Origin of the sequence: Streptomyces paludis (assembly GCF_003344965.1) — a bacterium.
GTDB classification, from domain to species: Bacteria; Actinomycetota; Actinomycetes; order Streptomycetales; family Streptomycetaceae; genus Streptomyces; species Streptomyces paludis.
This window is the reverse complement of record NZ_CP031194.1, coordinates 5371343-5396977: the sequence shown is the minus strand read 5'-3', so window position 1 is coordinate 5396977 and position 25635 is coordinate 5371343. Positions and strand designations below refer to the sequence as shown.

Here is a 25635-nt window from a genome sequence, read left to right as displayed (position 1 = left end):
CAGCGCTCACCACTCACAGCCCACCGATCACAGCTCCGGAGGGACCTCCGCCACCGCCGTGATCTCCACCAACTGCCCGGTGTAGCCCAGGCAGGCGACCCCCAGCAGCGTCGACGTGTGCGGCCCGGTGCGCAGCCCGCCCGCGCGCACCACCTCCCAGACCCGGCTGAGGTCCGCCGGATCGCTCGTCGCGACCGACACCGTCGTCGCCACCACATCGCCCGGCCCGCAGCCCACGGCCGCCAGCGCGCTCTCCAGATTGGCCAGCACCTGTTCGGTCTGGGCCACGAAGTCGTCGGGGCCCACGAGTTTGCCGTCCTGGTCGAGCGGTACGGACCCGGCCAGGAAGGCCAGACGCCGGCCCGTCTCGACGACCGCGGTGTGCGCGTAGTCCGGCGGCGGGAACAGACCGGGCACGGTCATGCGGTGGGCCATCTCAATCGCTCCTTAAGCTGTCTACCCGCTCATACGGTTATGGGGCGTCTCTTACTCATCACCGGCCCCAAGCCACCGGGACAAGTGGTAAGCAAGGCACGCACGGGAGCGCTCCCGCCTTGGTAACGTCGATCGGTGGACTTCCGTGCGGAGACCGGCGCCTCGCCCCGGCCCGATCTCAGCCGCACCATCGAGGGCGATTTCGAAACTCATCTGACCGTACGGACCGACCGCCGAGGCCGCGCCGAGCGCGCCGAGCGCGCGCACCACGCAGACCGCGCAGACCGCGCCGGCGCGCTCGCCGACTGGGCCGCCGCGCACGGCCTGCGGCTGACCCATGTCGTCCTGGACCGCGGGCGCACCCCGTCCCGGCCGACGCTCACGCTGTGCGGCTCGGGCAGCCTGGACGAGCAGCGGCACGCCACCGAGCGGTGTGTACGGAGTCTGGCGGAGGCCGGCTTCACGGTCGTACGGACCAGGCTCGCGGCGGCGCCCTGGAACGAGGGCGTGCCCCGGAACGACGCCGAGGCCGCCGCGCTCCCCGCGTACTGCCGCTTCGAGCACCGCGTCACACTGCGGCTGCCGATCCCGTACCACGCAGGCCGGCTGACGGCCGTGGTCGAGCGGCACACCGCGCATCTCTCCCGTGACGCCCGCCGGGTGCTGCCGGGCGGCGCGCAGGAGCGCGCGGTGACCCAGCGGTTACGGGGCCTCGGCCGGCCCGAGGCGCGCGTACGGCTGGAGGCGCTGCTCGACGCGCTCACCCGCGCGGGCTTCCAACCGGTCGACGTACGGGAGGAGTTCGTGCTGTACGACGACAACCCCGCGGCGGACGGCGGCTGGGTGGAGGAGTGGTCCGGCCGGTAATCCACAGGCGCGAACGGGACAGGCGCGCCCACGAACGGAACCCGCGCCCCCGTAACAGCGAATGGCCGCTCCCCCTCACCGAGAGGGAACGGCCATCCTGACGATGCGACGATCGCGTGTCACCCGGGGCACCGCTCCGGACAGACCGCTCCGGTCAGACCGCTCCCACCAGCGGCTGCGCCGCCAGCTCCGTGTCCGTCGGCAGCTGGCTCCGGATCCTGCCGAGCGCCTCCTCGAAGCCGCCCCCGGCGATCCCCGACGCGTACGCCGCGCCCCGGCAGTGCAGGGTCAGGCTCAGCTCGGCGCGGCCGACCGGCCCCTCGGCGTCCCGCTCGCCCAGGGCGAGCAGGCAGCTGAGCGTGGCCTGTTCGACCGCGCCGTCCGCGCTGACGGGCAGCGGGATGTCCCACTCCATGACGCAGGACGACAGGCTCTCGCCCTCACCCACCGCCTCCAGCGCGGCGAAATCGCCCCCCGCGTACTCCACACCCCTGATCCGGGTGCGGACCTGCCGTCCGCCCGCGGTGAGGGTGATCGCTTCCGCCCCCTGGCGGTCCCGGTACCAGCCCGCCCATGTATCCGTCGACTCCGCTGTCATGGCAGCGGACTGTAGCGGTACGCGCGAAACCAGCGCAGCGCGGGGCGGGGCTTCATGAGGGACCGTCACGTAACGTCAGGTGATCGCGACCGCTCAACGCGCCTTCGGCTCACGCCACATGGGCCACATGTGCGGTCCGTCGGGGAGATCCACCGTCTTCTCGGCGAAGGCGAAACCGAGCCGCTCGTAGAGCCGGCTGCTCCGCTCGCTGCTCGCCTCCAGATACGCCGGGATCCCGTCACGGTCGCAGCGTGCGAGGACCGGCTCGATCAGGGCGCGGCCCAGGCCGCGGCCCTGGCGCTCCGGGGAGACCGCGATCATCAGCAGATACTCGTGCGCCCGGTCCACCGGGTGTACCGCGCCCAGCAACCGGCCCACCAGCTCGGCGCGTTCGTTGTCCGGGTCGGATATCTCCCGCTGCCGGGCGGGGATCTCGTCCTCCTCCTCGGGCTCTCCGGCCGGGATCTGGAGCCAGAGCGCCAGGGCCGATCCGTCCTCCAGCAGGTCCACCCGGCCCTCGGCGAGCGCGACATCGGCGAACACACCGAGGAAGAGCCCGTTGACCTTGCGGCGGTGCTCGTCGTCGGGGAACACCCAGTTGCACACCGGGTCGTCGTAGAAGGCGGCTTCGAGCAGCCGCACCAGTGTCTCGCGGTCGGCCTGCCCCGCCTGCCTGATCCGTGTGTCGTCCATGTTCCGGCCCTCCCCTGGATCGCCAACTTGACTCGGTGATCCTAGAGTTGGGGCGGCGAACGGCTGTCAGCGGGTGCGTCGGGTGACGAATTCCGCGAGGGCCAGCAGGTCCCCCGCCGCGGCCAGATCGGGTACGGCGCGCGACAGCTGCTGGACGGCCGCGGACATCCGGTCGGCGGCCTGGAGCTGGGCCCACTCGCGCCCGCCGGCCCGTTCGACCGCGTCGGCCGCCCGCCGTACGGTCTCGGGTCCGTCCAGCGGTCCCCGGTACAGCTCGGCCAGCTCCTCGGCGGCCGGGGTGCCCGAGACCAGCGCCGCGACCACGGGCAGCGACTTCTTGTGCGCGGCGAGGTCGGCGCCGGCGGGCTTGCCCGTACGGTCGGGGTCGCCCCAGATGCCGATCAGGTCGTCGATGAGCTGGAAGGCGAGCCCGGCCTCCCGGCCGAAGGCGTCCAGCGCGGTGGCCCGTTCGTCCCCCGCGTCCGCGTACAGCGCGCCGAGCGCGCACGCCGTGCCGAGCAGGGCGCCCGTCTTGGCCGTCGCCATGGTGAGGCACTCGTCGAGCGTCACCTCGTGCGGGCCGCGCTCCTCGAAGGCGCAGTCGGCCTGCTGTCCCGCGCACAGCTCGATGACACAGTCCGCGAGACGGGCCGAGGCCGCCGCCGAGGCGGGATGCGGGTCCTGGGCGAGGATCCGCAGGGCGAGCGCCATCATGGCGTCGCCCGCGACGATGGCGTCGGCGGTGCCGAAGACCGTCCACGCGGTGGCGCGGTGGCGCCGGGTCGGGTCCTCGTCGATCACATCGTCGTGCAGCAGGGTGAAGTTGTGCGCCAGCTCGACGGCGACGGCGGGCCGTACGGCGGCGGCCGGGTCCCCGCCGAGCGCGCGGGCGGCGGCCAGAACGAGCGCGGGCCGGATCGCCTTGCCCGCCCCACCGTCCGCCGGGCTGCCGTCGGCGTGCTCCCAGCCGAAGTGGTACGCCGCGACCCGCCGTATCGCCGGGGGCAACGACGCGACGGCGGAGCGGAGTTCGGGCTCGACAGCGGTACGGGCGCGGGCCAGGAGGGCCACGGCGTCCTGGCTCTCGGCGCCCGCGTCCGCACTGGTCTTGGTCACAGTCACGGCACGGTCACTTCCTCACATCACACACGAGGGGCACGGGCGGCGAGTGCGCGCACCGGCCGGTTCACGTACCGGCCCGTGCGGGTATCCGCCGGTACGCGGGTGGGCGCGCCCCCTGTCACGCCCACCCGTGCCGGTCGTCCCGCCGGCGTCAGCTCCAGCGGCCCACTTCCACGTTCTCCAGCACGCCGAGGGCATCCGGCACCAGAATGGCCGCCGAGTAGTACGCCGTCACCAGGTACGAGATGATCGCCTGCTCGTCGATGCCCATGAAGCGGACCGACAGGCTCGGCTCGATCTCGTCCGGGATACCGCTCTGCTGGAGCCCGATGACCCCCTGCTCGGCCTCGCCCGTACGCATGCAGATGATCGAGGTCGTCCGCGCGTCGGAGACCGGGATCTTGTTGGACGGGAAGATCGGCACTCCGCGCCAGGCCGGCACGTGGTGGCCGCCGATCTCCACGCTGTCCGGGTAGACCCCGCGCTTGGTGCACTCGCGGCCGAACGCGGCGATGGCGCGCGGGTGGGCCAGGAAGAGCTTCGAGCCGCGGCGGCGCGAGAGCAGCTCGTCCATGTCGTCCGGGGTCGGCGCGCCGTCGTGCGGCTGGAGCCGCTGGCCGTAGTCGCAGTTGTTGAGGAGCCCGAACTCGCGGTTGTTGATCAGCTCGTGCTCCTGGCGCTCGCGCAGCGCCTCGACCGTGAGCCGCAACTGCTGCTCGGTCTGGTTCATCGGCTGGTTGTAGAGGTCCGCGACGCGGCTGTGGACCTTCAGCACGGTCTGGGCGACGCTCAGTTCGTACTCGCGCGGCGAGCCCTCGTAGTCGACGAACGTGTGCGGTACGACGGCTTCGCCGACATGGCCCGCGGAGAGGTCGATGGCGGCCTCGCCGTACTTGTTGGTCCGCTGGGCCGGCACGGAGGCGAACGACTCCAGATGGCCGCGGAGCGAGTCCTCGCGCTCGGCGAGGTTCAGCACGTCCCTCCGGGTGAGCACCAGGACGGTGCACGCCGTGACGGCGCGGGCCGTGAAGCCCCAGGTGGCGTCCCCGTCCACCAGCGCCTGCTCGCCGAAGTACGAGCCGTCGGCGAGGACCGCCAGCTCCGCCTCGTCGCCGTAGGGACCCGTGCCCAGCTTCTGGACCCGGCCGTGCGCCAGCAGATAGACCTCGTCCGCCGCGTCACCCGCCGCGGCCAGGACCTGTCCGGCCGCGAACTCGCGCTGCTCGCAGCGGCGCGCCAGCTCGGCGAGGACGTCCTCGTCGCCGTACTCCCGCAGCGCGGGCAGCTCGCCCAGCTCGGCGGGGATGACAGCGACGCGGTCGGCGGTCTGGACGAAGGTGACACGCCCGTCCCCGACGGCGTAGCTGAGCCGGCGGTTCACCCGGTACGTACCACCCTGCACCTGCACCCATGGCAGCATGCGCAGCAGCCACCGCGAGGTGATCTCCTGCATCTGCGGCGCGGACTTGGTGGTGGTCGCCAGGTTCCGCGCGGCGTCCGTACCCAGACTCTGCTGGGGCGGGATCTGTGCCGTGCGGACCTCATCAGCAACCGACATGAAGTGTGCCCCCTCGTTTCCCGATCATGGTTCGACCTGCCAGGAAATCGTTCCATCACTTGGCGTACTCGCGCCATTACTCATACGAGTGGGAATGGATCGCCGGAATCGGGGCATCAGTGGCCCCGGCACGCGATACGACAAGCCGCCGGGCGATACGACAATGGGGCCATGACCTCGCACGGAACGCCCGGCCCCGGCGACCTCACCGCGCTGCGGCCCCGGCTGCCGTCGCCGCTGCGTCCGGCCGAGGACGAGCGCTTCGCCCGGCACGGCGTACGGCTGCTGCTCAAGCGCGACGATCTGATCCACCCGGAGCTGGCGGGCAACAAGTGGCGCAAACTCGCGCCGAATCTGCGCGCGGCGGCCGAGGCGGGCCGGCGCACCCTGCTGACCTTCGGCGGCGCGTACTCCAACCATCTGCGCGCGACCGCCGCCGCCGGCCGGCTGCTGGGCTTCGCGACGGTCGGGGTTGTCCGGGGCGACGAGCTGGCGGCCCGGCCGCTGAACCCGTCGCTCGCCCGGTGCGCCGCAGACGGGATGCGGCTGCTCTTCGTGGACCGTACGGCCTACCGGCGCCGGTCTGAGCCCGCCGAGGTGGCCGCGCTGCTGGCCGGCGCGGGCCTCGAAGCGGATTCCGTTTACGTCATACCGGAAGGCGGCAGCAACGCCCTCGCGGTGCATGGCTGCACCGAACTCGGCCGGGAGCTGCGCGGCGCCGCCGATACCGTCGCCGTCGCCTGCGGCACCGGAGGAACCCTGGCAGGACTGGCCGCCGGGCTGGGGGCGGACGGGCGCGCGCTGGGCTTTCCCGTACTGCGGGGCGGTTTTCTGGACGCGGGGATACGGGACCTCCAACGCGCCGCGTTCGCCGGTCCGGCCGGTGAGTGGAGGCTCGAAGACCGGTTCCACTTCGGTGGGTTCGCACGTGTCCCGGCCGAGCTGGACGCCTTCGCGGCGGACTTCGAGGAGCGGCACGGGCTGGCCGTGGAGCGGCTCTATGTCGCCAAGATGCTGTACGGCCTGACGACACTGGCGGCGGAGGGCGCCTTCCCGCCCGGGACCACCGTCGCCGCCGTCATCACGGGCACCCCCGAACCGACCGAGCCGACCGAGCCGGCCGACGGGCCGTGAGCGCGCGCACGCGGCCGACCGACGCGTGGCAGCCCGTACGCGGCCGACCGGCGCGGTGGCAGCCGTACGCGGCAGACCGGTACACGCCCGGCCCGCGCGTGGCAGCCGTACGCGACGGACCCCGTCCGCCACCGCCCCCGCTCAGTCCGAGCCGTCCTCCCGGTACACCGCCGCCTCCTCCAGATCCAGCCTGCGCAGCAGCGTCCGCATCATCTCGTCGTCGATCCGCCGCCGGTCCCGCAGCTCCACGAAGACCGCGCGCTCGGCCTCGATCATCTCGCGCGACAGCCGCCGGTACGTCTCGTCCGCCGACTCCCCCGTCACCTCGTTGACGGCCCCCAGCCGCTCCCAGACCGCGTTGCGGCGCCGTTCCAGTACGGTCCGCAGCCGGTCGGCCAGCGGCTGGGGCAGCGCGTTGGCGTCATCGGCCAGCAGCTCGTCCAGCCGCCGTTCGGCCGCCGCCGACGCCTCGCTCTGGGCCTGCGCCTCGGCCAGGGTGTCGGCCTGGCGGTCGCGGCCGGGCAGCTTCAGCAGCCGGATCAGCGGCGGCAGCGTCAGCCCCTGGACGACCAGGGTGCCGATCACCACGGCGAAGGTCAGGAAGAGGACCAGGTTCCGGCCCGGGAAGGGCTTCCCGTCGTCCAGCGTGAGCGGAATCGAGAACGCGATCGCCATGGACACCACGCCCCGCATCCCGGCCCAGCCGACGATCACCGGCGCCGTCCAGTCGGTGTCGGGCTCCCGCTCGCGCAGGCGCGGGAAGAGCGCGCGCGGCACGAAGGTCGCCGGGAAGACCCAGATGAAGCGGACCACCACCACCGCCACGAAGATCCCGACGGCGTACCCGAGCGCCTCCCCGACCCCGTACTCCCCGAGCCCCCGCAGTACGACCGGCAGTTGCAGCCCGATCAGCGCGAAGACCGCCGACTCCAGGACGAAGGCGACCATCTTCCACACCGCGGCCTCCTGGAGCCGCGTCTCGAAGTCGACCTGCCACGAGCGGTGGCCCAGATAGAGCGCGACCACCACGACGGCCAGCACCCCGGAGGCGCCGACCTGTTCGGCCGCCGCGTACGCGACGAACGGGATGAGCAGCGAGAGCGTGTTCTGGAGCAGGGCCTCCGTCAGCCGCGACCGCAGCCAGTGCAGCGGCACCATCAGCAGCAGCCCGACGCCCACCCCGCCGACCGAGGCCAGCGCGAACTCACCGATGCCGCTGCCCCAGCTCGCGCCCGCGCCGACCGCCGCCGCCAGCGCCACCTTGAACGCGGTGATGGCCGTCGCGTCGTTCAGCAGCGACTCGCCCTGGAGAATCGTGGTGATCCGGCTCGGCAGCCCGAGCTTCCGGGCGATCGCCGTGGCCGCCACCGCGTCCGGCGGCGCGACGACCGCGCCGAGCACCAGCCCGGTGGCGAGCGGCAGATCGGACACCAGCCGGTGCGCGAGCCAGCCGACGGCGAGTGTGGCGAAGAGGACATAGCCCACCGACAGCAGCGCCACCGGTCTGATATTCGCCCGCAGATCGAGGTACGAACTGTCCACCGCCGCCGTGTAGAGCAGCGGCGGCAGCACCAACGGCAGCACGATGTGCGGGTCGAGGGCGTACTCCGGCACGCCCGGGATGTACGCGGCGACAAGCCCGGCGGCCACCAGCAGCAGCGGCGCGGCCACCGGGGTCCGGCGAGCGGCCCCGGCGATCGCCGCGCTGCCCGCCACCAGCGCGACCAGCGGCAATACGTCCATACGGCAGTCCTCACATGCGTCGTAACCTGGTCATCATGAGCGAGTGCGTCCACATCGCGGATCTGCCGCGCCCCGAACCCGCCCCCCGGGGCGACACCTGTCCCGCGTGCCTCGCCGTCGGCAGCCACCCCGTACAGCTGCGGCTGTGCCTGGTCTGCGGGCAGATCGGCTGCTGCGACTCGTCGCCGTACCGGCACGCGACCGGGCACTTCGAGGAGACGGGGCACGCGGTGATGCGGAGCTTCGAGCCCGGGGAGAGCTGGCGGTGGTGCTATGTGGACGGTTCGATCGTCTGACGACTGGGTACGTCAACCCTCCGCCGGTTCTTCGTAATTGGGCACCACAGACCCCTAGCCACACTCCGTGGTCATATGTTTACCATGAGTGACCATCGCCGATCGGGGGTCCCGGCGACACGGCACCATGGATCGCGATAGCGTCGCCAGTCCAGACCGGCTACGTAATAACGCGTACCGCGAAGGCTCCTGGACACTTCCCGTCCCGGAGCCCTGAAGAGCTTGTGCCACCTTGGAGGTGAGGGTGTCCCAGATCGCAGGTGAGCCCGGGACCCAGGACTTCGTGGAAGTCCGGCTGCCCGCTGCGGGTGCCTATCTGTCCGTGCTGCGTACGGCCACGGCCGGTCTCGCGGCGCGTTTGGACTTCACCCTCGACGAGATCGAGGACCTCCGCATCGCGGTGGACGAAGCCTGCGCGATCCTGCTCCAGCAGGCCGTGCCCGGCTCCGTCCTCAGCTGCGTGTTCCGCCTTGTCGAGGACTCACTCGAAGTGATCGTCTCGGCTCCCACCACCGACGGGCGCGCGCCGGAGCGCGACACCTTCGCCTGGACGGTGCTCTCCGCACTGGCCGGCAAGGTCGACTCGACGGTCGCCGAGGACCGTACGGTCACCATCAGTCTGTACAAACAGCGCGGCGCGGGACCCGGGCCGGCGTGACGAACGGGGACGGACCGGTGCGGGACGAAGGACACATCCCACGGGAGCCGCGGGGAGGCCACGGCGCCCCGGCGGAGCCGGCGCGCTCCCCCGCGGGCATCCCGGAGCAGCAGGCCCGTCCCCACCCGGAGGACGGCCTCCCGAGGATCGGATGTGACGGCCAGACGGCCGCGGCGGAGCAGGCGCAGTCAGAGCGGGCGGCCCTTATGAGCGAGCAGCACGAGAACCAGCGGATTCAGCGCGAGGACGCGCCGGGCGGCCCGCCGGGCGATACGGATACGCCCGGCGCCGAGGGCCCGCCCGGCGACGCGCCGAGCGGCACTCCCGCCGCGTCCGAACGCGGCAGCGAGCGCGGCGGCAGGCACGATCCCCACGACCGCAGCGGGGCGCGGGCGATGTTCATCGCGCTGGGCAAACTGCCCGACGGCTCCCCGGAGAAGGCGGAGCTGCGCAATCAGCTGGTGCGGATGCATCTGCCGCTGGTCGAGCATCTCGCGCGGCGGTTCCGCAACCGCGGCGAGCCGCTGGACGATCTGACCCAGGTCGCGACAATCGGTCTGATCAAGTCCGTGGACCGGTTCGACCCGGAGCGCGGGGTCGAGTTCTCGACGTACGCGACCCCGACGGTGGTCGGGGAGATCAAGCGGCACTTCCGGGACAAGGGCTGGGCGGTACGGGTGCCGCGCCGCCTCCAGGAACTGCGGCTCTCCCTGACGACGGCCACGGCCGAGCTGTCGCAGCAGCACGGCCGGTCGCCGACGGTCCATGAGCTGGCGGAGCGGCTGGGCATCTCCGAGGAAGAGGTGCTGGAGGGGCTGGAGTCGGCCAACGCGTACTCCACGCTGTCGCTGGACGTCCCGGACACGGACGACGAGTCCCCGGCCGTGGCGGACACGCTCGGCTCGGAGGACGAGGCGCTGGAGGGCGTCGAGTACCGCGAGTCCCTCAAGCCGCTGCTGGAGGATCTGCCGCCCCGGGAGAAGCGGATTCTGCTGCTCCGGTTCTTCGGCAATATGACGCAGTCCCAGATCGCGCAGGAGGTCGGCATCTCCCAGATGCATGTCTCCCGGCTGCTGGCCCGCACCCTCGCGCAGCTGCGCGAGCGGCTGCTGGTGGAGGAGTAGCAGCCGCCACAAGAGCGCGCACCGGCGGTACGGCGGCGGGCGGGGTTACGCTCCGCCCGCCGGCCCCCGGATGCCGAGTGCCTCGGTGGTCGTCGGGTTGACGATCAGCACCAGCCCCGTCACGGCGAGCGCCGCGAGCGCGATACCGGCCGGGATCAGCCCGCCCGTCGAGGTCAGCAGGGTGTAGGCGACGGGCAGCGCCATGATCTGGGTGATCAGCGCGGGCCCCCGGCTCCAGCTCCGGCGCAGCAGCAGCCCGCGCGCGGCCAGCAGCGGGATGACGCCGAGCGCGATCAGTGTGAGCCCGCCCATCTCGGCCTGCTGCGGGCTGTCGGGCCGCCCGAGCAGCCCCATCACCAGCAGATACACCCCCCAGACGGCCAGCGCGAGCGCCTCGACCGCGCAGACGGCCGCCGCACCGGTCAGCCGGCCGGGGCGCGGGCCGGGATCCGCCGAACCGTCCGATCCACCGGATTCGCCGGATCTATCGGATCCACCCGATCCGTCCGATCCGGCGGGCGTGGTCGATTCGGGCGGTTCGGGGGCGTTCGCGGGACGGGGCCGCTTCTTGTCGCTGCTCACCCCAGCAGCGTAGCCACTGCCCGTGCCCGCCCGCCGCCGCCCACCACCCGGCCGGGGAGAACCAGGGACGGCCGGGGACGACCGGGGGCCGTCCGGCCGGTAATCTGCTCGTCATGCGCGCACTCCTCGTGGTCAATCCGGCAGCAACCACTACGAGCGCCCGCACCCGCGACGTACTGATCCACGCGCTGGCCAGCGAGATGAAGCTGGAGGCCGTGACCACCGAGTACCGGGGGCACGCCCGCGACCTGGGCCGCCGGGCCGCCGAGTCCGACGACATCGAGCTGGTCGTGGCGCTCGGCGGGGACGGCACGGTCAACGAGGTCGTGAACGGTCTGCTGCACCACGGCCCCGACCCGGACCGGCTGCCGCGCCTCGCGGTCGTCCCCGGCGGCTCGACCAATGTCTTCGCCCGCGCGCTCGGCCTGCCGAACGACGCGGTCGAGGCGACCGGCGCGATCCTGGACGCGCTGGCGCTGCGGAGCGAACGTACGGTCGGTCTGGGACTGGCGGCCGGGACGCCGGGCTCGGAGGACGAGGCCGCGCCGGCCCGCTGGTTCACCTTCAACGCGGGATTCGGATTCGACGCGGGAGTGGTCGGCCGGGTCGAACAGCACCGGGAACGCGGAAAACGTTCGACGCACGCGCTTTATGTCCGGCAGGTGATGCGTCAGTTCCTGGAGGAGCCGCACCGCCGACACGGAATGATCACATTGGAGCGGCCCGGTGCAGATCCTGTCGAGGATCTCGTCCTCTCCATAATCTGCAACACCGCTCCCTACACTTATCTGGGCAATCGCCCGCTGTACTCGTCCCCCACGGCGTCCTTCGACTCGGCGCTCGATGTCCTCGGACTGACCAGCATGTCGACCTCGGCGGCCGCCATATATGGGACTCAACTGCTCACATCGACCCCCGACCGGGGCCCGCACGGACGTCACGCGGTATCCCTGCACGACCTGACCGACTTCACCTTGCATTCGAAGGCACCCCTCCCTTTTCAGATGGACGGTGACCACCTTGGAGTGCGTACGAGTGTGACGTTCACAGGCGTTCGCCGTGCACTGCGTGTGATTGTGTGAGTGGAAGGAGCGAAACTCCTTTCACTCGAACGTTTAGGCTGGGATCCACCCCATGGAAGTACGGCTGTGACCTAGTCGACACCGAGGAATCCAAAAAAACTTTCCAGAAGGGGTTGTATCCGCCGCCGAGGTTTGCGAGTCTCTACATGGCGATCGGGACGGCCCGCAACATCGGCCTCCACGAGAGCCAGAACCCCTCCTCAAACACAGGACCACACCAGTTCTCCTGGCGGTCGGCCCTTCCCTTGTCGAGGGATTCGTGAAAGCGTTCACATTCACAAGCAACCCGCACGATACACAAGAGAGGTAGCAGCCATGGACTGGCGTCACAACGCCGTTTGCCGCGAGGAAGACCCCGAGCTGTTCTTCCCCATCGGCAACACCGGTCCTGCGCTGCTGCAGATCGAGGAAGCCAAGGCCGTCTGCCGTCGCTGCCCCGTCATGGAGCAGTGCCTGCAGTGGGCGCTCGAGTCCGGCCAGGACTCGGGTGTGTGGGGTGGCCTCAGCGAGGACGAGCGCCGCGCTATGAAGCGCCGTGCCGCTCGCAACCGGGCGCGTAACGCGACCGCCTGAAGCCCCCTGCCACAAACCTTGGACGGCGGAGCGTACAGCGTGTACGCATAGCCCCGCCCCCGAAACGCAGCGCGCAGTACCCCCCGATGCGCATCGCAGTGTGAGCTTCGAACAGAGCCCCGGACCGACACCACGGTCCGGGGCTCGCTGCTGTGTTCGGGTACGACGCACGGGAGCGGCGTACGAGCGTGATCACTCTCCGTGCCCGCCCTTTTCGGCGGCTTGCTCCCCCACTCGCGCTACTTGTGCGGCTTCACCGGGATGTCCAGCATCACCCGCGTACCGCGCACCGGCGCCGGCACCATGTCGAAGGTGCCACCCAACTCGCCCTCCACCAGCGTCCGCACGATCTGGAGCCCCAGATTGCCGCCGCGCTGCGGATCGAACCCCTCGGGCAGCCCGCGCCCGTCGTCCTGCACGGTGATCATCAGCCGCGCGTCGTCCGCGTGAGCGGCGCGCCCCCGCCCGGCCTGCGGCTCACCGCCGCCGCGCACCGCCGAGACATCGACCGTGCCGTGTTCCCCCTGGGCGAAGGCGTGTTCCAGCGCGTTCTGGAGAATCTCGGTGAGGACCATCGACAGCGGGGTCGCCACCTCGGCGTCCAGGATGCCGAACCGTCCCGTACGGCGGCAGACGACCGTGCCCGGTGAGATCTCGGCGACCATCGCCAGCACCCGGTCGGCGATCTCGTCGAACTCGACCCGCTCGTCCAGATTCTGGGACAGCGTCTCATGGACGATGGCAATCGAACCGACGCGCCGGACCGCCTCGTTGAGCGCCGCCCGGCCGCGCTCGGACTCCATCCGCCGCGACTGGAGCCGCAACAGGGCCGCGACCGTCTGGAGGTTGTTCTTCACCCGGTGGTGGATCTCCCGGATGGTCGCGTCCTTCGTGATCAACTCGCGCTCACGACGACGGAGTTCCGTCACATCGTGGAGAAGCACCAGCGAACCGATCCGGACACCCTTGGGCTTGAGCGGGATGATCCGCAGCTGGATCACCCCGTCGCCGCCCTCGACCTCGGTCTCCCGGGGCGCGTAACCGCTGGCCAGCTTGACCATCGCCTCGTCCACCGGACCTCGGGCGGGGGCCAGTTCGTCGGTGGTCCGGCCCAGGTGGTGCCCCACCAGGTCGGAGGCGAGCCCCAGCCGGTGGTACGCGGAGAGCGCGTTGGGGCTCGCGTACTGCACGATCCCGTCGGCGTCGAGCCGGATCAGCCCGTCGCCGGCGCGCGGCGAGGAGTCCATGTCGACCTGCTGGCCGGGGAACGGGAAGGACCCGGCGGCGATCATCTGGGCCAGATCCGAGGCGGACTGGAGATACGTCAGCTCCAGCCGGCTCGGGGTGCGCACGGTGAGCAGATTGGTGTTGCGCGCGATGACGCCGAGGACCCGCCCCTCGCGGCGTACGGGAATGGACTCGACCCGTACGGGCACCTCCTCACGCCACTCGGGGTCGCCCTCCCGGACGATCCGCCCCTCGTCGAGCGCGGCGTCCAGCAGCGGACGCCGGCCACGCGGCACGAGATGGCCGACCATGTCGTCCTGGTAGGAGGTGGGACCGGTGTTGGGGCGCATCTGGGCGACGGACACATAGCGCGTCCCGTCGCGGGTGGGGACCCAGAGCACGAGGTCGGCGAAGGAGAGGTCGGAGAGCAGCTGCCACTCCGATACCAGCAGATGCAGCCACTCCAGGTCGGATTCACCGAGGGCTGTGTGCTGGCGTACGAGGTCGTTCATGGAGGGCACACCCGCGAGCGTACCCGCGTGGCACATTCGGATCCGCCCGGACCTGGGTCTGGCCGGGAGAAGCGGTCTAGTCCACAATGGGTACCAGGATCGAACACATTCCCCCATACCCCCATCCTCCCCGCACAGGAGGGTGGACCGAGGCCCCGGACGCTCTCTGCCCTGACTGCGACGGGACCTCGCCCACGGCCGCGCGGGACCGCACACCCGCCGGCCGAGCATTCGGGGCTGCGGTGCCGGCGGGCTGAGGGTCCCGACCCGGCGCCGCGGCCCGCGGGTGGTCCGGCGACAGACGTCAGCGGGATTCCGGCGTCTTGGCCATCGCGCGCGGAACATCCGGGTCATGGCCCCGGGCGCGGGAGAGTTCGTACGTCAGCAGATGCAGCGGCAGGATCTCCAGGATCGGCTGGAGCCGCTCCGGCACCCCCTCCGTCGGCAGGACGAAGCCCGCCGACGCCCGGCGCACCTCCCGCTCCGTACCGATCACGAAGAGGTCCGCGCCCCGCGACCGCAGCCGGTCAAGGACCGGGCGCAGCGCCTCGCCGCCCTTGCCGTCGGGTACGACCGCGATCACCGCCGAGGTGTCGCCGACCATCGCGAGCGGGCCGTGCAGCATGTCCGCGCCGGAGAAGGCGAGCGCGGGCAGGTAGCAGGTCTCCATCAGTTTGAGCGCCGCCTCCTGGGCGGTCGGATAGCTGTAGCCGCGCGAGGTGACGATCATCCGCTCGGCGAAGCGGTACCGGGAGGCCAGCGCGCGGATCTCGTCCCGGCGCGCGACGATCTCCTCGGCCAGCTCCGGCAGCGGCGCGAGGGACGGCCGGTCGTCGTGGGCGTCGCCCCGTTCGCCGCCGCCGAGCGCCGCGACGAAGAGGTAGAGGGAGAGCAGCGAGGCGGTGTACGACTTGGTGGCGGGCAGCGCCCGTTCCGGACCGGCCAGCACATCGATATGGAACTCCGAGACGGCCGCCAGCGACGAGTCGGGGTTGTTCGTGAGCGCGACGGTGATCGCCCCGGCCTCCCTGGCCGCCCAGGTGGACGCCACCAGGTCCGGTGAGCCGCCCCACTGGCTGACGGCGACGAAGAGCACGCCGGTGAGATCCGGGCGCGCCCCGTATGTCGTCACCGTGGACATGGAGGCGAGCCCGCAGGGCAGCCCGCGCCGGATCTCCAGCAGGTACTTGCCGTAGAGGGCCGCGTGGCCGGAGGTGCCCCGGGCGGCGAGCAGCGCGAAGCGCGGTTTGCGGGCCGCGATCACCGCCGCGACCTCGCGGATGCGCGGCTCGCCGTCCTGGAGGATCCGCCGCAGTACGGCGGGCTGCTCCGTGACCTCGGCGGACATCAGGCGACCGGGCCATTCGACGGGGCCGTCCTCCGGATACGCGGCAGACATGCGGGATCGCCTCCAAGTCGCTCACGCTCCCGGGACCGGTGCGGGTGCGTGTTCCCGGCCGTCCCCCGGCTCACCAGTCGACCACGGTCCGCCGAACCCCCGCCACCGGGCGTCACCCCGCCGAGGAAACGGGCCGTCCGCGTGATCGGGCTGCCCGGCCCTCCGGCGGGGCCGGCCTCTCTGGTAGAATTGGTCTATACCACCCTTGCTTATGTCGTCGTGCGTCTTCCCCAGCCCAGATCGGCAGGTCCCCCGCGTGGAAGTTGTCATCGTCAAGGACGCCCCGGCCGGCGGCGCGCTCGTAGCCGACAGCATCGCCGCCCTGCTCCGCCGCAAGCCCGATGCCCTGCTGGGCGTGGCCACCGGCTCCACCCCGCTGCCCGTCTACCAGGCGCTGGCCGCCCAGGTCCGGGCCGGTTCGGTCGATGTGTCGCGGGCCAGGATCGCGCAGCTCGACGAGTACGTGGGACTGCCCCCGGGCCACCCCGAGTCGTACCGCTCGGTCGTCCTGCGCGAGGTGGTCGAGCCGCTGGGCCTGGACGAGGCCGCGTTCCTCGGCCCCGACGGCAGCGCCGATGACGTCCAGGCGGCGTGCGAGGCGTACGACAGGGCGCTGGCCGAGGCGGGCGGGGTGGACCTCCAGCTGCTCGGCATCGGCACGGACGGCCACATAGGCTTCAACGAACCCTGCTCGTCACTCGCCTCGCGCACCCGCATCAAAACGCTGACCCGCCAGACCCGCGCGGACAACGCCCGCTTCTTCGACTCCCCCGACCAGGTCCCGCACCACGTGATCACCCAGGGCATCGGCACCATCCTGGAAGCCCGCCACCTGGTACTCCTGGCCACCGGCGAGGGCAAGGCGGAGGCGGTGGCCCAGGCGGTCGAGGGCCCGGTGGCCGCGCTGGTCCCGGCCTCCGCGCTCCAGTTGCACCCGCATGTGACGGTAATCGTGGACGAGGCGGCGGCGGGCCGTCTGAAGCTGGCCGACTACTTCCGCGCAACGTACGCGTCCAAGCCGGCCTGGCAGGGCCTTTAAGCCTCCCGGCTGGGGGCCGTGGTCTCTGACGTTGCGGGGTGCGGACCGGTTTCCACGGTGCCGGGGGCCGGGGCACTCCGGAGGCGCATCCCCGGATGCATGATTTACGCCGCGTGCGGCATATCGGCCGACTGCACGCGCGTACAGCGGCACAAATCACGCTCTACATCCGGGGACGTCACCTCCTGCGACCCCGGCCCCCTCCGCCCGGTGGTCGGCCGGCGCCCAGACGTCCCGGGCTCGGCCCGGTGGGTCTGTGCGGGTCGTGAAGGGGGCACCGCAGGGGGTGCGTGTCCGGACGTAAAGCGCGATTTGTGCCGCTGAGCGAGACCCGCGGGTACGGTCCGGCCCGCACGCGGCGTAAATCGTGCAGTCCGGGCGCGTGCCACCGGAGGGGACCCCGGCGACAACCCGCACGTACGTACCGGGCCTGGCCCAAGACGGACCACGGCCCCTAACCCGTAATCGCTTCCGCCGCCGCCCGCCCGCACACCCGCGCCGCGCCATGCGTGGCAACATGCAGCGCCCCGACCGGCAGCGCCTCGTTGAGGCCCATCTCCACGACGAAGGTGCCGGGCCGGACCGCCAGCAGCGCGGCCAGCGCGTCGGCCATCCACCGGTGCCGGTGGACGTCCCGTACGACCGCGACGACCGTACGGTCCCCCGCCGCCGCGAGCAGCTCCGCGACCAGGTCGGCCGTCGGCCGTTCCGCGTTCCGCGCTCCGGTGTACGCGCCGGTGGCGGTGCCCGGCAGGAGCCGCTCCAGCTCGACCGCGAGCCCCCAGGGCGTCTCGTCGCCGACGGCGATGTTCGCGACGGGGGTGAACGCGGCGACGTACGGCGCCCGTGTCAGCGGCGGCGCCGACCCCGTGACCCGTATGGCACGCCGGGCCGCGACCAGGCCGACCGGAGCGTCGGCAGACGCGCCGACCGAAGCGTCGGCAGACGCGCCGACCGAAGCGTCGGCAGACGCACCGCGCAACGCCCAGTCCGCCAGCCCCCGCACCCGCCCCGCCGCGTCGGCCAGTCGCTCCTCGGGGAGTTCACCCGCGTGTACGGCCGCCACCAGGGCGTCCCGCAGTCGCAGCACGGTGTCCTCGTCCGCCAGCCCGCCGCCGACGCAGATCGCGTCGGAGCCCGCGGCGACCGCGAGGACGGAGCCGCGCTCGATGCCGTAGGTCGAGGCGATCGCCGCCATCTCCATGCCGTCGGTGACGATCAGCCCCTCGAAGCCCAGCTCCTCGCGGAGCAGCCCGGTCAGGATCCGCTCGCTGAGGGTCGCCGGCAGCTCCGGGTCGAGCGCCGGGAGCAGGATGTGCGCGCTCATGACCGCCAGCGAGCCGGCGTCGATCGCCGCGCGGAACGGCGCCAGCTCCCGCTTGCGCAGGGTGGCCGCGTCGGCGTCGATCCGGGGCATCGCGTGGTGGGAGTCCACGGCGGTGTCGCCGTGCCCGGGGAAGTGCTTGGTGCAGGCGGCGACGCCGGCGCTCTGGAGCCCTTGGACATACGCGGCGGTGTGCCGGGCCACCAGCTCGGGGTCCGCGCCGAAGGACCGTACGCCGATGACCGGGTTGTCCCGGTTGGAGTTCACGTCGGCGGACGGCGCCCAGTTGAAGTTCACGCCGCACGCGGCGAGCTGTCGGCCCAGCTCGTGGGCGACGCTCCGGGTGAGTGCCGGGTCGTCGACAGTGCCGAGCGCGTAGTTGCCGGGGAAGGAGGAGCCGCTCCGTACCTCCAGCCGGGTGACATCGCCGCCCTCCTCGTCGATCGCGACGAGGACATCGCCGCGTTCGGCGCGCAGCCGCGCGGTGAGCGCGGCGAGCTGTTCGGGTGAGGAGACGTTCCTGCCGAACAGCCCGACCGAGGCGAGGCCCTCGTCGAGCCGCCGCAGCAGCCAGTCGGGCGCGGTGGTGCCCACGAAACCCGGCTGGAGGACGGCGAGGGCGTCGCGGGTGAGGCTGTCCGTACGGGGGGCGAGCTTCGTCATCGGATTTCTAACCCTTCACTGCGCCGGCCGTCAGACCCGCTGCCATCTTGCGCTGGACCAGCAGGAACAGAAGGACGATGGGCACGGCCATCATCGTGGAGCCCGCCATCATGGGAGCGAACTCGGTTCCGTGCTTGGTGGAGAAGTTGGAGAGCCAGACGGTCGCGGTCTGATTCTGCTGGCTCATCAGCATCAGCGCGTACAGATACTCGTTCCACGCCTGGATGAAGCCGTAGACCGAGGTGGCGACCATGCCCGGGGCGAGGAGGGGGAAGACCACCCGCAGGAAGGCGCCGGAGCGGGAGCAGCCGTCGACCATCGCCGCCTCCTCCAGCTCCTTGGGGATGTTGACGATGAAGCCGCGCAGCGTCCACACCGTGAAGGGCAGGATGAAGGTCAGATACGTGATGACCAGGCCCGAGAGGCGGTCGTACTGCCCCAGGTCGTTGAGGAGCAGGAAGACCGGAATGATCATGGCGACCAGCGGGACCATCTGGACCGCGAGGATGCCGACGATCACGATCTTGCGGCCCCGGAAGGCGAACCGCGAGATGGCCAGGGCCGCCAGCAGCCCGACGGCGATACCGATGACCACGACGACGGACGAGACGAGCAGCGAGCGCCCGACCGGCCCCCAGAAGTCGGCGATGTTCAGCGCCCGGTGGAAGTTCTCCAGGGTGAACGTACGGGGAAAGAAGTGCGGATCGGGGTCGATCGCGTCGCCGGCCGGTTTGAACGCCGTGTTCAGCATCCAGTAGACGGGGAAGCCGGCGACCAGGAAGACGAGCAGCCCGAGCACGTTCCAGCCGGCCTTGTTCCGCCCGGCCTTGTTCCGCCCCGGCGGGCGCGTGCGGGGCGGGGCTGCCGGGGTGGTCGCGTTCGCGGTCACTCCACCTCTCCGATCCTGAGCATCTGGCGCATGTAGACGGCGATCACACCCAGCAGCAGTACGACCGTGATCAGCGCGATCGCCGAGCCCTGGGAGTAGTCGTTGACGACGAACGCCCGGTCGTACGCGTAGGTGGTGAGCAGTTGGAACTCGGCCTCCGGGTGGCCGCCCCGCATCACGAAGACCTGCGGGAAGACGCTCATGTCCCAGATCACCGAGAGCGTCGCGAGCATCACGATGATGGGTTTGAGGATCGGTACGGTCACATGGCGGAAGACGCCCCAGGCGCCGGCCCCGTCGAGGCGGGCGGCCTCCTCCAGCTCCTTGGGGACCTGGGTGAGTCCGGCGCCGAGGGTGATGGCGACGAACGGGACGGCGCCCCAGACCACGAGCAGCATGATCACCGCGAGCCCCTGCGGGCCGCTGGCGAACCAGTTGTGGCCGATCAGATCGACCCCGGGGAGCCTGCTGAGCACCCAGTTGAGGACGCCGTAGTCCGAGTCGAACATCCACTTGAAGATGGTGATGGCGACCAGGACGGGCATCCCCCAGCTGGCCACCAGCGCGATATTGACCAGGGTCCGCACCCAGCGGGAGACCCGCTGCTGGAGCAGGGCGACCAGCATGCCGAGCACCATGGTGAGGATCACCGCGCCGGCCGCGAAGAGGATCGTACGGACGACGACCGCCCAGAACTCGCCGTCGCCGAGGATGCCGGCGAAGTTGTCGAAGCCCGTGAACTCCGGGGCCTGGAAGCCCCAGAGCTGGGACTGGCCGAAGGTCTGGAAGGAGAGGGTGACCAGCCGCGTCAGCGGATAGCCGAGGACCAGCAGCAGCACGCCCAGACAGGGCGCGAGCAGCAGCCAGGGCAGTGCGCCGGCGCGGGCGCGCGCGCCGGCGCCCGTGCCGGGCTTCCTGCCGCCCCGCCCGGGGACCGGGCCCCGCCCCTCGCCCGGTCCCCCGTCGTCCAGCCCCCCGTCCCCCCTGCTGCCTCCGCCGCGCGCCGGATCGTGCCGTACGGGCGGTTTCTCGGGGGTGGTTGTCTCCACGGCGCTCATCGCGCGCTCCTCAGCGGCACCGTCGGGTCACTTGGTGTTGATGACTTTGTCGATGGCGGTGTCCGCTTCCTTCGCGGCCTCCTCCACCGACTTCTTGCCCGTGGCGATGGACTGGAGCATCGTCTGAAGGACCTGCGCCTTCTCGACCTGCCCCCAGCCCGGGGCCATCGGTACGAACCAGCTCAACTCGGCGGCCGTGGCCGGGACGGCGGTCGCCGGGTCGTCCTTGAGCGTGGCGAGATCCGTCTTGTTGTTCGGCAGATTGCCCTTGGCGATCAGCCCCTGCTGGCCCTTGGCACCGGTGAAGGCGTTGATCCACTCCGCGGCGACCGCCTTGGACTTGGACTTGACCGGGACGGCGAGGTCGGAGCCGCCGAGGAAGACCGGCAGGTTCCCGCCGGACGGCCCCGGCATCACGAAGTTCTCCAGATTGCCCTTGAGCTTGCCGTTCTTGTCGGTCTTCGGGTCCTCGGCCGCGCCGCCCTCCCAGGCCGATCCGAAGATCATGCCGGACTTGCCCTGGCCGTAGACGATGTAACGGTCGGACTCGTCCTTGGTCTTGTCGCCCTTCATATAGGCGTCCAGGACCCGCTTGTACTCCTTGAGGCCCTTGACCGACTCGGGCGAGGAGAGCGCGGCCTTGAACGAACCGCCGTTCTCCTCGGCGATCGTGCCGCCGGCGTCGTACACGAAGGACATCGCCGCGTACCAGTCGCGCGAGGGCTGGTACCAGGCGCTGAACTTGTCGCCGTTCTTCGCCTGGATCTTGTCCAGGGCGGCGGTCAGCTCCGGGTAGGTCTTCGGTATCGCCTTGACACCGGCCGCCGCGGCCACGTCCTTGCGCCAGTTGGCCACCCGGCCGCCCGCGTAGTACGGGACGCCGTAGGTCTTCCCGCCGTACGTGACCGATGACTTCAGGCCGTCCAGCCAGGCGTCGGCGTTGTCGAAGGCGGCCGGGTCCAGCTCGGCGAAGGCGCCCTTCACCGTATAGCCGAGCATCTCGGTGTTGCCCATCTCGACCACGTCGGGGGCCTTGTCGGTGGCGAGGACCGCGTCGAGCTTGGTGTTCTTGTCGGGCCAGCCGTAGTACTCGTGCTTGATCTTGATGCCCGGGTGCTTTCCGACGACGGCGTCGTCGGCGGCCTTGACCAGTTCCGGCCAGTTGTTCTGGGCATCGACCGTCAGCCAGACGGTCAGCTCCTTGGCGGACTCACCGCCGGCCGCCCCGCCCTTGGAGTCGCCCGAACCGCCCGAGTCGCCCGAGCCGCACGCCGCTACGCCGGCCAACATGCCCGCGATGCCCATCGCCGCGATGAACTTGCGCTTCACGCCACCCTCCTCAGGGATGCCCTTACCCCCTGGCCTTTAATGGTTTAGACCAGTACGGGGAGCTTGGCCTAGACCTTTAGGGGTGTCAAGGGTGTATAAGAAGGGCAGTCAGGTCCGTTACCGGACCGACATCTGAGGGCGGGCCATATCGGATGGCACTCTCGTCGCCGGACCGTGCCACCATGTGAGCCGCGACAGACGGAGGAGCCGGTGACGGCAGCAGCGCAGGACTCGGGAAGGCGGGCCATGGCCACGGATGCGGGCGGTACGGACACCGAGGACGGCACTCCTCCCGGCACTTCCGGCACTTCCTCCGGCGGTTCTCCCGGCACTTCCTCCGGTGGTTCTTCCGGCACTTCCGGCGTCTTCGGGGCGGCCGACGCGACCGGCGCCGCCGGCGCCCACGGCGCGACCGGCGCGCCCACCCGGACCGCGCGCGTGCCCAAGTACTACCGGCTGAAGCGGCACTTGCTCGACATGACCGACACCCTGCCGCCCGGCACACCGGTGCCCCCCGAGCGCACCCTCGCCGCCGAGTTCGACACCTCGCGCACCACCGTGCGCCAGGCGCTCCAGGAGCTGGTCGTCGAGGGCCGGCTGGAACGCATCCAGGGCAAGGGCACCTTCGTCGCCAAGCCGAAGGTCTCGCAGGCGCTGCAACTCACCTCGTACACCGAGGACATGCGCGCCCAGGGCCTCGAACCCACCTCGCAGCTGCTGGACATCGGCTACGTCACCGCCGACGACACCCTCGCCGGACTGCTCGACATCACCACCGGCGGACGCGTCCTGCGCATCGAGAGACTCCGGCTGGCCAGCGGCGAGCCGATGGCGATAGAGACAACGCACCTGTCGGCGAAGAGGTTCCCGGCGCTGCGCCGCTCACTCGTCAAGTACACGTCCCTCTACACGGCGTTGGCCGAGGTCTACGACGTCCATCTGGCCGAGGCCGAGGAGACCATCGAGACCTCGCTCGCCACCCCGCGCGAGGCCGGGCTGCTCGGCACGGACGTCGGCCTGCCGATGCTGATGCTCTCGCGCCACTCGCTGGACGGGTCGGGGGAGCCGGTGGAGTGGGTACGGTCCGTCTACCGGGGCGACCGGTACAAGTTCGTGGCGCGCCTGAAGCGCCCGCCGCGCTGAGGACTCGGGCTCAAAAGGCCAAGCCCTCGCCCGGACAAGCTGTTTCTGTGCAGATCCGGCGACAGGGGGTGACGTCGGCCGATCATCTCGCTTAGATTTCCTGCGCGTAACCGCAGGTGATCACCGAGTGAGGGGACGGAACCGCCGTGACAGAGCCCGCACCGCCCAACACCGCACCGGACAAGGCCCGTAGCGGCCTGACGCCCAGATCCATCGCCATATGGTCGCTCGTCGCCCTGACGGGCGCGGTCGCCTGGGGCGTGCTCGCGCTCTCCCGGGGCGAGGAGGTGTCGGCCGTCTGGATGGTCGCCGCCGCGCTCGGCTCGTACGCCATCGCGTACCGCTTCTACTCCCGCTTCCTCGCGAACCGGGTGCTCAAGGTCGACCGGACCCGCGCCACCCCGGCCGAACGACTCGACAACGGTGTCGACTTCCACCCCACCGACCGGCGCGTCCTGTTCGGCCACCACTTCGCGGCGATCGCGGGCGCCGGGCCGCTGGTCGGCCCGGTCCTGGCCGCGCAGATGGGGTATCTGCCGGGCACCATCTGGATCGTCGCCGGGGTCATCTTCGCGGGCGCCGTGCAGGACATGGTGACGCTGTTCTTCTCCACCCGGCGCGACGGCCGTTCGCTCGGCCAGATCGCCCGCGACGAAATAGGGCCGCTCGGCGGGGTGGCCGCGCTGATCGCGGTCTTCATGATCATGATCATCCTGCTGGCGGTGCTGGCACTGGTCATCGTCAACGCGCTCGCCCACTCGCCCTGGGGTGTCTTCTCCATCGCGATGACCATCCCGATCGCCCTCTTCATGGGGGTGTATCTGCGGGTGCTGCGGCCCGGCCGGGTCACCGAGGTCTCGCTGATCGGGGTGGCGCTGCTGCTGCTCGCGATCGTCGCGGGCGGCTGGATCGCCGAGTCGTCGCTGGCCGAGACCTTCACCCTGGAGGCCGGCACGCTGGTCATCTGGATGATCGTGTACGGCTTCCTCGCCTCCGTACTGCCGGTGTGGCTGCTGCTGGCGCCGCGCGACTATCTGTCGACGTTCATGAAGGTCGGCACGATCGTGCTGCTGGCGCTCGGTGTGGTGATCGCGCTGCCGACGCTGAAGATGGACGCCGTCACCGAGTTCGCGAGCGGTGGCAACGGCCCGGTCTTCGCCGGTTCGATGTTCCCGTTCGTCTTCATCACGATCGCGTGCGGCGCGCTCTCCGGCTTCCACTCCCTGATCTCCTCGGGCACCACGCCGAAGATGGTGCAGAAGGAGACCCAGATCCGGATGATCGGGTACGGCGCGATGCTGACCGAGTCGTTTGTCGCGATCATGGCGATGATCACGGCCTGCATCATCGACCCCGGGCTGTACTTCGCTGTGAACTCCCCCGCCGGGCTGATGGGCGGTACGGTCGAATCCGCCTCGCAGGCCGTCGCCAACCTGGGCTTCACGATCTCGCCGGACCAGCTCACCCAGGCCGCCAAGGACGTCGAGGAGAGCAGCCTGCTCTCCCGGACGGGCGGCGCGCCGACCTTCGCGCTCGGTATGTCGGAGATCTTCTCGTCGGTGATCGGCGGCGCCGGGATGAAGGCGTTCTGGTATCACTTCGCGATCATGTTTGAGGCGCTGTTTATCCTCACCACGGTGGACGCGGGCACCCGTGTCGGCCGCTTCATGCTTCAGGACATGCTCGGCAACGTGTACAAGCCGATGCGCCAGGTCAGCTGGAAGCCGGGCGTCTGGTTCGCCAGCGCGGTCGTGGTCGGCGGCTGGGGCTACTTCCTCTGGGTCGGCGTGCACGACCCGCTGGGCGGCATCAACCAGCTCTTCCCGCTCTTCGGCATCGCGAACCAGCTGCTGGCGGCGGTGGCGCTGGCCGTCTGCACGACGCTGCTCGTGAAGTCCGGCCGGCTGAAATGGGCCTGGGTGACCGCCGTACCGCTCGCCTGGGACGCCGCCGTCACCCTGACGGCCAGCTGGCAGAAGATCTTCTCCGACGATCCCAAGGTGGGCTTCTTCACCCAGCGGAACGTCTACCAGGCGGGCATCGACCGGGGCGAGGTCCTGCCGCCCGCCAAGTCCATGGACGACATGCACACCGTCGTCACCAACTCCCTGGTCGACGGCGTACTCACGGCGCTCTTCGCCCTGCTCATCCTGGTCGTCCTCGCGGACGCGGGCCGGGTCTGCTTCCAGGCGATCCGCCACCCGGAGAGCGTGAAACTGTCCGAAACCCCCTATGTGAGATCCCGCATCGTCGCCCCGGCCGGCCTGATCCCCACGCAGGAGGAGAAGGCGGAACTGGCGGCGGCGGAAGCGGAGGCCAGGGTGACGGCGGGCACAGGAAGCGGCGGCACCTCATGACCGTAACAACTCTCCGGCTGCGCCACCTGGCATCCCGGATCCGCTGGTACGTACGCGAGCTGACCGGCGAATCGGCGTACGACCACTACGTCACCCACACCCGCACCCACACACCCGAAGCCCCCTTAATGGACCGCCGAGCCTTCGAACGCCACCGCACAGCCACCCGCGAGGCCGACCCCCGCGAGGGCTTCCGCTGCTGCTGAACCGGACCACGCCCCGGCCGGGTC

24 protein-coding genes are annotated in these 25635 nt (G+C 70.9%); 11 read left to right on the top strand and 13 right to left on the bottom strand.

Annotated features, from left to right (window positions below; genetic code table 11):
• Positions 1-27: 27 nt before the first annotated feature.
• Positions 28-435, bottom strand: a complete 408-nt coding sequence (locus DVK44_RS23880; RefSeq protein ID WP_114661597.1) for a RidA family protein — start codon at positions 433-435, stop codon at positions 28-30.
• 135 nt (positions 436-570) lie between these two features.
• On the opposite strand from DVK44_RS23880, the gene DVK44_RS23875 reads away from it, so the two are divergent.
• Positions 571-1302, top strand: coding sequence for a hypothetical protein (locus tag DVK44_RS23875; RefSeq protein ID WP_114661595.1), 732 nt, complete (start codon positions 571-573; stop codon positions 1300-1302).
• A 154-nt stretch (positions 1303-1456) separates the two neighbouring features.
• On the opposite strand, the gene DVK44_RS23870 is transcribed toward DVK44_RS23875, so the two are convergent.
• From DVK44_RS23870 to DVK44_RS23855, 4 genes are all read right to left on the bottom strand, one after another.
• On the bottom strand, positions 1457-1900 hold the full coding sequence (locus DVK44_RS23870; RefSeq protein ID WP_114661593.1) for a DUF6304 family protein: 444 nt from the start codon (positions 1898-1900) through the stop codon (positions 1457-1459).
• Between the two features lie 93 nt (positions 1901-1993).
• The gene (locus DVK44_RS23865; protein ID WP_114661591.1) at positions 1994-2593 is read right to left on the bottom strand and encodes a GNAT family N-acetyltransferase; all 600 of its coding nucleotides are present in this window, start codon (positions 2591-2593) and stop codon (positions 1994-1996) included.
• 66 nt (positions 2594-2659) lie between these two features.
• Positions 2660-3709: a family 2 encapsulin nanocompartment cargo protein polyprenyl transferase gene (locus DVK44_RS23860; RefSeq protein ID WP_114665392.1), complete on the bottom strand. Its 1050-nt coding sequence runs from the start codon at positions 3707-3709 to the stop codon at positions 2660-2662.
• Between the two features lie 157 nt (positions 3710-3866).
• Positions 3867-5273, bottom strand: coding sequence for a family 2B encapsulin nanocompartment shell protein (locus tag DVK44_RS23855; protein ID WP_114661589.1), 1407 nt, complete (start codon positions 5271-5273; stop codon positions 3867-3869).
• A 171-nt stretch (positions 5274-5444) separates the two neighbouring features.
• Here DVK44_RS23855 and DVK44_RS23850 point away from each other — a divergent pair, with 171 nt between their 5' ends.
• On the top strand, positions 5445-6407 hold the full coding sequence (locus DVK44_RS23850; RefSeq protein WP_114661587.1) for a 1-aminocyclopropane-1-carboxylate deaminase/D-cysteine desulfhydrase: 963 nt from the start codon (positions 5445-5447) through the stop codon (positions 6405-6407).
• A 141-nt stretch (positions 6408-6548) separates the two neighbouring features.
• Here the strand turns inward: DVK44_RS23850 and DVK44_RS23845 are convergent, their stop codons facing one another.
• Positions 6549-8150, bottom strand: a complete 1602-nt coding sequence (locus DVK44_RS23845) for a Na+/H+ antiporter (RefSeq protein WP_114661585.1) — start codon at positions 8148-8150, stop codon at positions 6549-6551.
• Between the two features lie 35 nt (positions 8151-8185).
• Here DVK44_RS23845 and DVK44_RS23840 point away from each other — a divergent pair, with 35 nt between their 5' ends.
• The 3 genes from DVK44_RS23840 (at position 8186) to DVK44_RS23830 (ending at position 10228) form a co-directional block, all read left to right on the top strand.
• Entirely contained in the window at positions 8186-8446 is a 261-nt protein-coding gene (locus DVK44_RS23840) for a UBP-type zinc finger domain-containing protein (protein ID WP_114665391.1), read from the top strand.
• Positions 8447-8690: 244 nt separating this feature from the next.
• Positions 8691-9104 (top strand): ATP-binding protein, encoded by a 414-nt coding sequence (locus DVK44_RS23835; protein WP_114622250.1) that lies wholly within the window; start codon positions 8691-8693, stop codon positions 9102-9104.
• On the top strand, positions 9101-10228 hold the full coding sequence (locus tag DVK44_RS23830; RefSeq protein WP_408055355.1) for a SigB/SigF/SigG family RNA polymerase sigma factor: 1128 nt from the start codon (positions 9101-9103) through the stop codon (positions 10226-10228). Before DVK44_RS23835 ends, DVK44_RS23830 begins: the two co-directional genes overlap by 4 nt.
• Before the next feature lie 45 nt (positions 10229-10273).
• Here the strand turns inward: DVK44_RS23830 and DVK44_RS23825 are convergent, their stop codons facing one another.
• Complete coding sequence (locus DVK44_RS23825; protein ID WP_114665390.1) at positions 10274-10654, bottom strand: hypothetical protein; 381 nt, start codon at positions 10652-10654, stop codon at positions 10274-10276.
• 269 nt (positions 10655-10923) lie between these two features.
• Between DVK44_RS23825 and DVK44_RS23820 the strand changes: the two genes are divergently transcribed.
• A complete protein-coding gene (locus DVK44_RS23820) occupies positions 10924-11892 on the top strand; it encodes a diacylglycerol/lipid kinase family protein (RefSeq protein WP_114661581.1) in 969 nt (322 codons plus the stop codon).
• 315 nt (positions 11893-12207) lie between these two features.
• On the top strand, positions 12208-12465 hold the full coding sequence (locus DVK44_RS23815; protein ID WP_004937597.1) for a WhiB family transcriptional regulator: 258 nt from the start codon (positions 12208-12210) through the stop codon (positions 12463-12465).
• A gap of 239 nt (positions 12466-12704) precedes the next feature.
• Here the strand turns inward: DVK44_RS23815 and DVK44_RS23810 are convergent, their stop codons facing one another.
• Positions 12705-14204, bottom strand: a complete 1500-nt coding sequence (locus DVK44_RS23810; RefSeq protein WP_181957669.1) for a PAS domain-containing sensor histidine kinase — start codon at positions 14202-14204, stop codon at positions 12705-12707.
• Positions 14205-14508: 304 nt separating this feature from the next.
• Entirely contained in the window at positions 14509-15603 is a 1095-nt protein-coding gene (locus DVK44_RS23805) for an SIS domain-containing protein (protein WP_114661579.1), read from the bottom strand.
• 256 nt (positions 15604-15859) lie between these two features.
• Between DVK44_RS23805 and nagB the strand changes: the two genes are divergently transcribed.
• Entirely contained in the window at positions 15860-16642 is a 783-nt protein-coding gene (gene nagB, locus DVK44_RS23800; RefSeq protein ID WP_114661577.1) for a glucosamine-6-phosphate deaminase, read from the top strand.
• A gap of 454 nt (positions 16643-17096) precedes the next feature.
• Here the strand turns inward: nagB and DVK44_RS23795 are convergent, their stop codons facing one another.
• From DVK44_RS23795 to DVK44_RS23780, 4 genes are read right to left on the bottom strand one after another with little or no spacing between them, the layout of a single operon-like run.
• Entirely contained in the window at positions 17097-18629 is a 1533-nt protein-coding gene (locus tag DVK44_RS23795; protein WP_114661575.1) for a glycoside hydrolase family 3 protein, read from the bottom strand.
• A 7-nt stretch (positions 18630-18636) separates the two neighbouring features.
• Entirely contained in the window at positions 18637-19518 is an 882-nt protein-coding gene (locus DVK44_RS23790; RefSeq protein ID WP_114661573.1) for a carbohydrate ABC transporter permease, read from the bottom strand.
• Positions 19515-20576 (bottom strand): carbohydrate ABC transporter permease, encoded by a 1062-nt coding sequence (locus DVK44_RS23785; protein WP_181957510.1) that lies wholly within the window; start codon positions 20574-20576, stop codon positions 19515-19517. Before DVK44_RS23785 ends, DVK44_RS23790 begins: the two co-directional genes overlap by 4 nt.
• A 27-nt stretch (positions 20577-20603) precedes the next feature.
• Positions 20604-21905 carry an extracellular solute-binding protein gene (locus tag DVK44_RS23780; RefSeq protein ID WP_114661571.1) on the bottom strand — a complete coding sequence of 434 codons (1302 nt, stop codon included), beginning with the start codon at positions 21903-21905 and terminating at the stop codon, positions 20604-20606.
• Positions 21906-22151: 246 nt separating this feature from the next.
• Here DVK44_RS23780 and DVK44_RS23770 point away from each other — a divergent pair, with 246 nt between their 5' ends.
• From DVK44_RS23770 to DVK44_RS23760, 3 genes are all read left to right on the top strand, one after another.
• Positions 22152-23048, top strand: a complete 897-nt coding sequence (locus DVK44_RS23770) for a GntR family transcriptional regulator (RefSeq protein ID WP_228447343.1) — start codon at positions 22152-22154, stop codon at positions 23046-23048.
• Between the two features lie 146 nt (positions 23049-23194).
• Entirely contained in the window at positions 23195-25405 is a 2211-nt protein-coding gene (locus DVK44_RS23765) for a carbon starvation CstA family protein (RefSeq protein WP_408055354.1), read from the top strand.
• Complete coding sequence (locus tag DVK44_RS23760) at positions 25402-25611, top strand: CstA-like transporter-associated (seleno)protein (protein WP_114661569.1); 210 nt, start codon at positions 25402-25404, stop codon at positions 25609-25611. The genes DVK44_RS23765 and DVK44_RS23760 overlap by 4 nt, the downstream gene beginning before the upstream one ends.
• Positions 25612-25635: the final 24 nt, after the last annotated feature.